Origin of the sequence: Dysgonomonas sp. 216 (assembly GCF_010501065.1) — a bacterium.
Classification (GTDB): Bacteria; Bacteroidota; Bacteroidia; order Bacteroidales; family Dysgonomonadaceae; genus QVMM01.
On the sequence record NZ_QVMM01000008.1, the window covers coordinates 97,494 to 109,910 of the forward strand.

10 protein-coding genes are annotated in these 12,417 nt (G+C 35.8%); 5 read left to right on the top strand and 5 right to left on the bottom strand.

The genetic code is table 11. The features are described from left to right. Positions 1-235 precede the first annotated feature (235 nt). The gene (locus D0T53_RS06640) at positions 236-1,252 is read left to right on the top strand and encodes an AI-2E family transporter (protein WP_163266326.1); all 1,017 of its coding nucleotides are present in this window, start codon (positions 236-238) and stop codon (positions 1,250-1,252) included. A gap of 172 nt (positions 1,253-1,424) precedes the next feature. Next, entirely contained in the window at positions 1,425-2,687 is a 1,263-nt protein-coding gene (locus D0T53_RS06645; RefSeq protein ID WP_163266328.1) for a hypothetical protein, read from the top strand. Between the two features lie 79 nt (positions 2,688-2,766). Here D0T53_RS06645 and D0T53_RS06650 read toward each other — a convergent pair whose 3' ends face one another. From D0T53_RS06650 to recN, 5 genes are read right to left on the bottom strand one after another with little or no spacing between them, the layout of a single operon-like run. After that, positions 2,767-3,147, bottom strand: a complete 381-nt coding sequence (locus D0T53_RS06650) for a YccF domain-containing protein (RefSeq protein ID WP_163266330.1) — start codon at positions 3,145-3,147, stop codon at positions 2,767-2,769. 8 nt (positions 3,148-3,155) lie between these two features. Further along, positions 3,156-3,533 carry a RidA family protein gene (locus D0T53_RS06655; protein ID WP_163266332.1) on the bottom strand — a complete coding sequence of 126 codons (378 nt, stop codon included), beginning with the start codon at positions 3,531-3,533 and terminating at the stop codon, positions 3,156-3,158. 18 nt (positions 3,534-3,551) lie between these two features. Beyond that, entirely contained in the window at positions 3,552-4,286 is a 735-nt protein-coding gene (gene rlmB / locus D0T53_RS06660; RefSeq protein WP_163266334.1) for a 23S rRNA (guanosine(2251)-2'-O)-methyltransferase RlmB, read from the bottom strand. A 33-nt stretch (positions 4,287-4,319) separates the two neighbouring features. Then, on the bottom strand, positions 4,320-6,092 hold the full coding sequence (locus D0T53_RS06665; protein ID WP_163266336.1) for a hypothetical protein: 1,773 nt from the start codon (positions 6,090-6,092) through the stop codon (positions 4,320-4,322). Positions 6,093-6,102: 10 nt separating this feature from the next. Further along, entirely contained in the window at positions 6,103-7,761 is a 1,659-nt protein-coding gene (recN, locus tag D0T53_RS06670) for a DNA repair protein RecN (RefSeq protein WP_163266338.1), read from the bottom strand. A gap of 218 nt (positions 7,762-7,979) precedes the next feature. Here recN and D0T53_RS06675 point away from each other — a divergent pair, with 218 nt between their 5' ends. From D0T53_RS06675 to D0T53_RS06685, 3 genes are read left to right on the top strand one after another with little or no spacing between them, the layout of a single operon-like run. Next, positions 7,980-9,407: a GDSL-type esterase/lipase family protein gene (locus D0T53_RS06675; RefSeq protein WP_163266340.1), complete on the top strand. Its 1,428-nt coding sequence runs from the start codon at positions 7,980-7,982 to the stop codon at positions 9,405-9,407. Continuing rightward, on the top strand, positions 9,404-10,909 hold the full coding sequence (locus D0T53_RS06680) for a LysM peptidoglycan-binding domain-containing protein (protein ID WP_163266342.1): 1,506 nt from the start codon (positions 9,404-9,406) through the stop codon (positions 10,907-10,909). The genes D0T53_RS06675 and D0T53_RS06680 overlap by 4 nt, the downstream gene beginning before the upstream one ends. Further along, complete coding sequence (locus D0T53_RS06685) at positions 10,890-12,401, top strand: MBOAT family protein (RefSeq protein ID WP_163266344.1); 1,512 nt, start codon at positions 10,890-10,892, stop codon at positions 12,399-12,401. Before D0T53_RS06680 ends, D0T53_RS06685 begins: the two co-directional genes overlap by 20 nt. Positions 12,402-12,417: the final 16 nt, after the last annotated feature.

Here is a 12,417-nt window from a genome sequence, read left to right on the forward strand (position 1 = left end):
AAAGCAATGTTTATTTTAAGTTAGCAAAGATAAAAAAATTATAGATATAGCCTATCACTCTATATTAAAAGAACGAATCGAAATTCGCCCCTATTTATCAATTAGTTAAAGTTTACATAAACTCAAATACAAAAAGTCTGATATCTGAAAAACAAATAATCTGCATTATTGTTAAATTAGTATTACACATTTCATTCTGTAACAATTAATTCATTCTAACCAAAACTATATAATAATGAAATCGATAAACGAATACTGGAAATATGCTCTCATTACATTTATTATAATTCTGGGTATAGTTATTTTTAAGGAAACACTTCCATTTCTGAGTGGTATTCTCGGAGCTTTCACTCTGTATGTATTGGTAAGAAACCAAATGTATTATCTTACAGAAAAAAAAGGTTTACGAAAAAGCCTGGCAGCATTACTCATAATCGTGGAGGTTATATTGATTATACTTATTCCAACCTTCCTGATAATATGGCTCACTATAAACAAAATGAGCACTATAGATTTTGCACCTGCAGCTATTTTCTCTTTCGTTGATAATATTGCATTAAAAATTAAAGATATTACCGGATACGACCCATTTAGTTCTCAAAGTATAATCCGGTTTACATCGTACGCAACAAAGTTTATACAAGTATTTCTCGGACAAATAAGTTCGTTCGTTATCAACGCAATTGTTTTGCTATTTATCCTATACTTTATGCTGATTGGAAACAGGTCTATGGAAGCCTATGTTTACGACGTATTACCATTTAATAAAAAGAATAAACGTTTGGTTGTTGACGAAGTTAAAGTAATGGTTAAATCCAACGCAATAGGGATTCCTCTATTAGCCATCATACAAGGAGCAATAGCAACAATAGGATATATGATATTTGACGTGCCTGACCCTATACTATTTGGTTTCCTTACTTGTTTTGCAACTATAATACCACTGTTAGGGACATCATTGGTTTGGTTTCCATTAACTGTATATTTAGGAATTTCGGGGAACTGGGGAGCTGCAATCGGGCTTGCTTTATACTCGTTAATAATAATAACAAATGTTGATAATCTTATTCGCTTTGTACTTCAAAAACAATTAGCCGACACTCACCCTTTAGTCACAGTATTTGGAGTTATTATAGGTCTAACCTTGTTCGGATTTTGGGGCGTTATATTTGGCCCTCTTTTACTATCCTTGTTTATCCTTTGTATTAATATGTTTAAGAAACAATACCTCGACACAGCAAAAGAAGAGTAACATATAATAGCAAATATTGATTAGAGTATAAAACTCTACATCGAAATAAAAGTTTACCCAACATCATCTATTCTTCTTAACAACACTATTATTTTATCTTATCAATTTCGTAACCGAAATTAAAAAGCTAGGTTTTAGCTTTGCAGCAGATTTAATAATATAAGAAATACGAATGAAAACTAAACTTTTTACATTAAGTGCAATTTGTTTATTCAACTCTACGGGAATATCGGCCCAAAACGTAAATACACAGAAACTAGAGGAACTTCAAAAAAGAACAGAAAAGCTTGAGAAAGTGGCAAAAGCTTTCAGCAAAATAAAAATATCGGGATATATCCAAGGTCAATTCCAATACAGCGAAAAAGATGCTTTAACAAAGGTTGGTGCTAAAAATGAAGACAAAGAAGAATCATATAACAGACTTGGTGTACGCCGAGGACATGTGAAATTCACATTTGAAGAAGGTATCGCTTCTGCTGTATTTCAATTAGACTTTACAGAAAAAGGTATTGGATTTAAAGATGCTTACCTAAACCTGAAAGATCCCTGGACAAAATCGAATGCACTTCGGGCAGGAATCTTCGACCGCCCATTTGGTTACGAAATCAGCTATTCTTCATCCAGAAGAGAATCTCCGGAACGATCGACTGTTTTTCAAACCTTATTCCCTGAAGAACGGGATTTGGGCGCAATGCTAATTTTACAACCTCAAAAAGAATCTCCTCTGAATTTCATTAAGCTCGAAGCTGGATTGTTTGCCGGGAACGGAATTAAACAAGAAACTGATAACCGGAAAGATTTTATCGGGCACATTTCCGCCACAAATAAAATAGGTACAAACTTTGATTATGGTTTAGGATTTTCGTACTACAATGGAGGCGTTTATCAAAGTTCTGAAACCGTTTACAAAATGAAAGGAAACGGATTTGAAGTCGATAACAACGAATCTAACAAAGGCGAGTTTGCCAAACGCGAATACTTTGGAATAGATGGACGAATTGGCTATAAAAGCTCTATTGGACAAACACAACTTCGTGCCGAATATTTATTTGGTCAGCAACCGGGAATAGCAGGATCATCGAAAAGTCCAAACTCTTCGAGCTTACCAGCTTCCCCAGCAAACACATACATCCGTGATTTTAATGGTGGTTATGTGATGTTAATTCAAAGCTTAGGTAAATTGCCGGTATTGGCAGTACTAAAATACGATTGGTATGATCCTAACACCGATGTATCGGGTAACGACTTAGGTTTAAACGGAACTTCAAAAACCGACCGTTCACAAAACACATTCGGACTAGGAGCTCTATGGGATGCTACTAAAGATGTAAGATTACAGGCATATTACGAATTCAACAATTTTGAAGAATCGAACAATATTAATGATGATATTAAGGCCAATCTCTTCACTTTAAGATTACAATACAAATTCTAAATGTATTCTTTATCTATATAGTTCAGACCATTTTCTTATCAATTCCCTTTCTTTGGTGTAAGATTGGGAATTTTTAGCTTTAGAATCCACCTGCTACTACTTCTTTTCCAAAAGGGAATAAAGCCAGTCGTATCAATTTAAAATGCTGTTTACCAAAAGGTATACCAACTATTGTGATACACAAAACAATACCCCAAAACAAATGGGTGAGTGAAATCCAAAAACCGCCAATAATAATCCAGATAATATTCATTATCAGGTTAAGACATCCTAAACCATTTTCGTTATCTTTTATTCGTGACCCGAAAGGCCATAGCGATAATAATCCCATTTTTATTGTTTGGAGTCCAAAAGGAATACCTATTACAGTGATCATCAGCAGGGCACTGGCTATAAAATATTCGATGGCTATCATAAAGCCACCGAATAAAAACCATATTATATTTCCGAGTAAACGCATATAAAAAATTATCTGGCTGCTATAACTTCAATTTCAACCAAAGCGTTCTTTGGTAGTGTACGTACAGCAAACGCTGAACGAGCCGGAAATGTTCCCGCAAATTGAGTAGCATATACCTCATTCATTCCTGCAAAATCCGCAATATCGGCTAATAGCACTGTTGTTTTCACTATATTATCGGTAGTTAAACCTGCTTCTGATAGGATAGCCTTAATATTTTCGAAAGATTGTTTTGTTTGTTCTTTTATTCCTCCTTCTGGAAATTCGCCCGTTTGCGGATCAATAGGCAACTGTCCCGAGACGAAAACCATACCATTTACTTCTATTGCCTGACTATAAGGTCCAATAGCCGCAGGAGCATTATTCGATGCTATTACTTTTTTCATCTTTTTATTACTCTTTTATTATTTACTTTGCCTTATAACCTCATATATAAGTATTCCGGCAGCGACCGAGACATTTAACGACCCGATAGTCCCGAATTGAGGAATTTTTACCAAATCGTCGCATATACGCAGATTATCGTTCGATACTCCGGTATCTTCGGCTCCCATAACAATTGCAACAGGCCCGTTATAATCCACTTCTGTATAAGTTTGTGCTGCTCTTTCGGTTGCAGCTACGACTTTAATACCGCTATCTTTCAAAAAACGAATCGCATCTGTCAGATTTTGTTCCTTACAAACGGGTATTTTCAATAATGCTCCTGCCGAAGTTTTCACTGCATCTGCATTTACTGTTACACTTCCACGGGCGGGTATTACAATTGCGTCTACACCTGCAACTTCGCAAGTACGTGCTATAGCTCCAAAATTACGAACATCGGTCAATCCATCAAGTACAAGTATAAACGGATTTTTCCCTTGTTCGTATAAAAACGGAATAATATCTTCGATCCGCTCATAAGTTATAGCCGAAAGGAAAGCTATAACACCCTGATGATTTTTTCGGGTAAAACGGTCTATGCGTTCCACTGGAACTTTTTGCATAGGTATATCATGAGACTTCAGCACCGTTACCAATTCCTTATAAAGATCGCCCGAAAGCTCGCGCTTTACTATCACTTTATCTATTTCTTTTCCGGCTTCTATTGCCTCAATAACGGCACGAATGCCGAAAATCATTTCTTTTTCTTTCATATTATTTATTGCGTTTATTTTCCTTTTTTGTGCTTATAACGGTGCTACATTTCCGAATTTAGCCTTATGCAATGCCGAACAGAATTTCAGTAATTCGGCTTCACTAGCTGCTTTTACTGTCATCATTATCAGGTATTCATTATTTTGCCCGTATATCCATGCACTGGTATTGTTTTTTTCGAATGCAATACCCCACTCCGACCCATCATCGGCTTTAATAACACCCGCCTTATCAAATTTATCCCAAGCTATTACCGTTGTTCGGGCACGTATACAATCTTTTATAAATTCGTCCATAGAATACTTACTTCCATAACGTAAATATAATGTGCAGCCTACATCATAATTAGTACCTCCCCGAATATAAACATACATATTTTCAAAATCGGGAGCAATATTTGTCGAAGAATTAATATCCAACCGTAATGGTTCTTCGCCCCACGAGGTATTTATTCCGTATTTATAATCCGAAGCAGTTCCGGGCAACCATAATGTAGCACCAATTGTGGATAAATTACACTTGAATAACTGAATATCAGATTGCTTTGGAATAGTAAGTTTATCTAATTGCACAGGTGTTTTCGCCTTTAAGCTTAAAGCAGAAGATAATGGTTTCTGCTTTTCTTTTGTTTTTTTATTTCGGGCTGCATTATCTGTTATTTTTATCGAAGACAATAGTTTATTGTACGCATCAATATTATCAACTGTTATATTCGATACCGAAAATGAATAATAGCCTTGTTCTGTTTCGAACCACGAATCCAGATTTTGTATATCAGGAGTACCATAATAACAAGCTTCTGCTTTTATCCCATCAAAAAAGATTTCGGTATCGCCCGAAAAAGAATAAACCTGTTTTGCCCCACTTCCCAAATTTGAGAAAGTTACAGGACTCCTGTGCTTTTTAGAAGAATAACGGATCATCAAAGTAAGCCCGTCTCCACGTAACCATGCAAATATCATCGAATTATCGAGTAGATCAAGGTCGTCCACATCTAAAATTAACCTTCCGTCTTCCCCTTCCGACAAATCGCGTCCGTTAAGTTCATATACCCAGCCTGACGGAAGAGTTATACTCATATTTAGATTTGGAATATCCAATATTCTCGATAAACGAGTTTTGTCTCCTATTTTGCGATATTTATAACCGGCACATGGTTTCTCTGCCAGCTTCTTACGTTCTTTATCGTAATAACCAAACTTAACCCTATTTTCGTAAAGAAGCCTGTCTTTATTGAGATTCTTCTCTTTAAAATTATTTATAAGCTTAAAAAATCCGTTCTCGTCGCGTGAGCCTGACTTGAATGAGAAAGCGTACAAATATCCGTCTTTATAAAAAGCATGTATATCATAAATATCTGTACCCTTTCGCACTTTATAAGATACAGACTCTCCCAACCCCGATTTTACAGACTTTAAAATATCGATAAAAGCAGTGCTACGACGAAGCCTTTCTATATATATTATTTTGTTAAAGTCGTCATCTTTTGTTATTTGTAGCTCAACACCAGAATCATCATCGGATAACGAAAACCGGAATGTATTAGTTTCGTCATCGTCCAGATAATCTAAATTAAAACAGTAAACCGTTTTTTTATCAATATTCAGCATAACTTCCTTACCCGAAAACACCGGTACCATAAAACCGGCACCTTTAGGTAAAGATAATCCAACCCCAAATTGTGGCAAATTAAACTCGTATGGTTGAGTTTGACGTACAAATCCCGGATTAATAATACTTTGAGCCTTAGCAAATCCAAGCCCAAGGAATATTACAATAAGTAACAAGATGTATCTTCTTTCCATTTTTCTAAATTTATAAACCGAGCATTTCTTTTGCATTGATAATTGCTGCTTCGGTTATTTGTGCTCCGCTAAGCATTTGTGCCAATTCGCGAATGCGTTCATCATCACTCAATTTCCGAAGATTAGTAGTTGTTGTATCCGTATTATCTTCCTTATATACAAAATAATGCGTACGTCCTTTTGCTGCTATTTGTGGCAAATGTGTAATTGCTATTACCTGCATCTTCTGCCCGAACTCTTTCATTATGAGTCCCATTTTATCGGCAACATCGCCCGAAACGCCTGTATCGATTTCGTCGAATATAATTGTAGGCAGAGCTGTTGCTCCCGCTATCATAGACTTCAAACAAAGCATTACTCTCGATATTTCGCCACCCGAAGCTACACTTGCTATAGGTTGAAGCGGAACATTTTTATTAGCAGAAAACATAAAAACCAAGTTATCGGCACCTGTAACATCGGGTTCCGATTTTGGTGTTATCTCGCAAACAAACTGAACATTTGGCATTCCTAAAGGTGTAATGCGCTCAATAAGTTGTTTTTCAATTTTAGAGGAGGCTTCTTTCCGTTTAAAACTCAGTTCGGCTGCGAGTTGAAGTATTGCCTCATATCTAGCTTCAACCTCTAACTGCAATTGTTTTATTTGTTCGTCAAACGAGTCTATATTTTCCAGTTTCTTTTTTAATTCTTCATAAATATTGAGTAATTCCGAAACAGACGACACTCTGTGTTTTTGCTGTAGTGCATATATCATATCGAGCCGATTCTGAACTATTTCGTAACGTTCGGGCGAAAATTCAATATCTCCACCACAACGTTCAACTTCGGGCGATAAATCTTTTAAATCAACATAAGCACTATTCAATCGGTCAATAATATCCTCGGCTGTAGGATATATCCGTTCTAAACTCTGAGCTGTACTTATAGCCCGTTTCAAATTCGGGACAATACCATTTTCATCATCCGACAGAATATTGTATACCTTAAATAGCGTTGTTTTTATATCCTCAGCATGATCCAGCATTTCAAGTTCTTTTTCCAGCTCGTCCTGTTCTCCGTCAACAAGATTAGCATCTTCAAATGCTTTAAACTGAAATCTGAGATAATCTTCTTCTTCCTTACCTAATCTTGCTTTTTCGTTCAGGTCTACCAGCTCTTTACTTACTTGTTTATAGACTGTATATGCCGAATGATATTTTTTAAGCAAATCGCTATTTGCTGCCAATATATCCACAACCTGCAATTGAAAACGACTATCACCTAACAAAAGGTTTTTATGTTGCGAATGGATGTCAATTAATTGTTCTCCCAATAATTTCAGATCGGTTAACGAAACTGGTGTATCGTTAATAAATGCACGCGATTTACCTGTCGACAAAATTTCCCGCCTGAATATATACGATTGACCATCATATTCAATATCATGTGTTGCACAAAACCCTCTCAAATCATATGCCGACACATCAAATACCCCCTCTATAACACATTTTGTTTCGCCGGTCTTTATAATCTTTGTATCGGCACGCAATCCTAATATAAGCGACAAAGCCCCCAATATTATAGATTTTCCGGCCCCTGTTTCTCCCGTAATAACAGAAAAACCCGATTCAAAATCAACCTCTAAATTATCAATCAGAGCGTAATTTTTTATATATAACGATTTTAACATACAGTTATCCAATAATGAACAAATTGAACCAAGCAAAGATAATGATTTATTTACAGAATCGAAGATGTATATTTCTTTATAAGACTACACATACGTACGCAAACAAGATACTAATTTCTTTTTTTAAGCATTTCGTATAAATAAGTAAAAGAAAGTAATTACTTTTGGGGCAAATTTTTCGAATTTACAAAACAAATTTAGATATCCATTTAGATATTATGAGCAAGGGAAAAAGAAACAATTATTTCTTTTATATATTATTCACTCTAGTATTAGCAATAGTAGCTTTTTTAGTTTTAAAGAACTTTCTGCCAGAAAGGCTATTCCCCGAAAACAAGCATGATGCTAGCGAAAAAATAGCAATAGACAGTTTGGCTATCGAAGCTATTGCCGACTGCAACGATGATTCGATAAAAGTTGAAGAAAATATACCTAACGAATATCTTCTTTCGTCAAACGAGAAGATGGAAGGTTATTCCAATATTTCCCGATTTTATAATAAGCTACGTATACTCGAATCCACAAAAAAGAGTAAAGTACGTATAGCCTACTTCAGCGATTCGATGACCGATGGCGATTTAATAGTACAGGATTTTCGTAAAAAATTTCAGGATAGGTTTGGAGGCAAAGGTGTAGGTTTTGTTGGGATTACTTCATTATCGGCCAATGCCCGTTATAGTGTTTCGCATCGTTACTCGAAAAACTGGGAAACTAAATCGTTTCTCAAAGGTCAGAAATCGAAACCCGATTATGGTATTGACGGACAAGTTTCGCTCACAAAAAATGGCAGTGTGTATACCCTTGATTTAAAGGCAAACGATATGCCTCATTGCGAATACCTTCAACGCCCTACCTTGTTTTTCGGCACATCAACAAACAACAATGGATATATACATTATCAGTGCGATAACGACAGTGTTAAAAACACTCTTTTAACACCCGTTGATTTGGTTAATACCTTATCTTTATCCGACAATAACCCGAAAAAGGTTTCTTTGAAGTTTTATAATACCGAGTCAATTCCTTTCTACGGACTAAGTTTTGATTCGCCAAGCGGTGTACACGTCGATAATTTCTCGATGCGTGGAAATTCGGGATTACCATTATCAGCGTTAAATGCAGACCTGATGCAAGCTTTTGACTCGAAATTGCATTACGACCTTATTATATTGCATTATGGTGCAAATGTTATTGGTTATAAAACCAACAAGTACGACTGGTATGAAAAACGGATGGAAGAGGTTGCAAATCATTTAAAGAAATGTTTTCCGAACGCCGACATATTGGTTATATCTACTGCCGATAAGGGTAGTAAGATAGACATGGTGATGCAAACCGATCCGGCAGTAGAGCCATTAGCGATTGCTCAAAAATATTTTGCAAAAAATACAAATTCGACCTTCATCAATTTATATCAACTAATGGGCGGAAAAGATTCGATGGTAAAATGGGTGGAAGAAGAAAAACCGGCTTTAGCAAACAAAGACTACACACATTTTAATTCGAAAGGCTCTAAAAAAATTGCCTTAATGTTATATGAAGAACTGGAAAATGGATACAATAAATATTTAAATATCTTGGAATCGTCGAAAAGCGAGAAGAGAACTAACCAACTACTGACTGGGGGGAAAGTAGATACTAAATGAAAATTATAAGAAAAAGCTTTGTTATTACTATACTATGTATATTTCCTTTATTCGCATTGCCAGTAAAGGCTATCGGGGTCGATAGTATTTCTGCTATGCCCGATAATTATTTTAAAAATGAGGCGCTATTAGCCGATTTTTTCAATAAGTTATATAATCTGGAAGTTAACCGTACAGGAAAAATAAACATAGTCCATATTGGAGATTCACATGTCCAAGCTGATTTTTTTACTGATGTTATCCGTCAAGCATTCCAAGAGCGATTTGGAAATGGAGGATATGGGTTTACATTTCCGTATAGCCTAGCCAAAACCAACGGAACCAATATTGTTACATACAAATCAAATATCGTTTGGAAAAGTATTCGGAATATAGAGCCTATATCGAATATCGATGTGGGACTTGGAGGAATAGGAATATATACTCATAACCGACAATTTAAGATTGAACTATCTGTAAAGGAGAAATACAGCTTTAACACAATAAAAGTACTTTCCGCTACAAAAAATCCGTGTTTCACATTCTCGTATTTAGCCAGTAAGCATAATATAAAAACTCAACCACGCCCACAACAAAGCGAACAATCCCTAAATGCACCTCAAAGCACAAAAAAACAAGGTAAGCAAACAAGCAAAGTTTTCCACACTGTTGCATCTAAAGAAACACTATACCGTATATCTGTAAATAACAATGTATCGGTAGAAGATCTTAAAAGGGCGAATAACCTAACTTCTAACACTATAAAAGTAGGACAACGTCTTATTATACCTATAAAAACAGCATATATTCAGGAAAAAACGCCCGATATTGTGCCGCCACAAACGCCTGTGTCTGTAGTCACTGAAAAAGATTCGGTATACATAACACAGTCCGACTACTACTCTAGTTTTCATACAAATCAAAAACAAGGGCATATATATATACTACCAAACAATGGGAGCGAAACATATAACCTAAATGGCGTTGTACTCGAAAACGATAATTCGGGTGTGATATACCATGCTATCGGGATTAATGGTACTAAAGTTTCCGATTTCAATAAACATCCTTTATTTTTCAATCAGCTGAATATATTAGCTCCCGACCTTATTGTTATATCATTAGGAACAAACGAATCGTTCGGGAAATGGTCGGAAGTTAATTTTATGAACCAAATAAATAAAATGATAAACAATATACGCAAGCAAAACATAAACGCCCCTATATTGATTATGACTCCTCCTCCTTCGTTATTCAGAAAATCGCTACCTAACGATTTTGTAAAGACATACAGCCAAGCACTTCTGAAAATGAACGATTGTATAATATGGGATTTGTTTTCGAAAACAGGAGGACTGTCTGCTCCCCTTAAAAAAGGAAACGAGCATTTAATGGCTCGCGACAAAGTACATTATACAAAAGAAGGATACAATATACAAGGTAATCTTTTTTCGTCCGAATTTCTTAAAGCATATAATAACTATATAAAACGAGTATTTAACAGTGAATACAATATTAGATAAGCTAAGTGAGTGGGGGCTCAACCTATATTTAACGAAGGAGCAAATTCTCTCGTGGTTTGTATACGACCCCGAGAACCCGTTGCTTTTCAGCAGTGCTCTGTTCCTAGGTTTTTTCCTCGTTTTTTACCTCGTTTATACATTAACAAAAAAACACATATACTTCCGAATAGTATATGTACTGTTGTTCTCCTTCTTTTTTTACTATAAAGCCGGAGGAACATTTTTTATACTACTCATTTTCTCCTGTATCGTAAATTATATCTTTTCGGGGATTATGTATTCCTCGAAAAACAAAAATGAACAGAAATTCTACCTTACGTTTATCATCTTAGTAAACCTATTCCTGCTAGGATACTTTAAATATACGAATTTCTTTATCGACAATATTAATAACATATCCGGTCTGAATCTCTCGTTCCATAACATTGTATTACCTATCGGCATTTCGTTTTATACATTTCAGGCTATAAGTTACAATGTCGATCTCTATAAAAAACAGATAGAACCGGCTAAAAGCCTCTTCGATTTTTCTTTTTACCTCTCGTTTTTTCCTCAGCTGGTAGCAGGGCCCATTGTCAGAGCCAAGGAGTTTCTTCCACAGGTAAGGCAAAACGTAACACTATCGCGAAGTAATGCCAGTGCGGCATTATTTATGATATTATCGGGGCTGATAAAAAAAGCGGTTATATCCGATTACATATCTCTTAACTTTGTAGACAGGGTATTCGACTCGCCTATAAACTATACCGCTTTCGAAAACCTGATGGCTGTATACGGTTATACACTTCAAATATATTGCGACTTTTCGGGCTATTCCGACATGGCAATAGGCCTAGCATTGTTAATGGGCTTTACATTACCCCAGAACTTCAACAGCCCGTATAAATCGGCTTCTATCACCGAATTCTGGAAACGTTGGCATATATCCCTGTCTTCGTGGCTAAGAGATTACCTTTATATACCAATGGGCGGTAACCGCAAAGGAAAAGTAAGAACCTATGTCAATTTATTTTTAACAATGTTAATCGGTGGCTTATGGCACGGAGCGGCATGGAAATTTGTTGTATGGGGTGGGCTTCACGGAGTATTATTGGTTATCGAACGATTCTTTAAACAATACATAAAGCTTCCATCAAATATTCTTATCCGGATACTAAGTATAATACTTACCTTCCATTTTGTTGCCTTTTGCTGGATATTCTTCAGAGCCGGAAGTTTTGGTACAGCCTACGATATTTTAAGCCAGATAAAAGGTCTGGATTTCAACATTCAGGATTGGATAATTATAATATCGGCTTACCGCAATGTATTTATCTTAATAGCCATAGGCTTTGTGCTGCATTTTATTCCTGAGAGAATAAGTGTTGGAACCAGAACATTATTCGAAAAAACACCAATGATTGTAAAAGCTGTAATTATAGGATCGATATTTTGGGTAGTATATGCAACTGCTTCAAGCGGTCCTCAACCATTTATTTATTTTCAATTTTAAAATATTTGAAAATAAC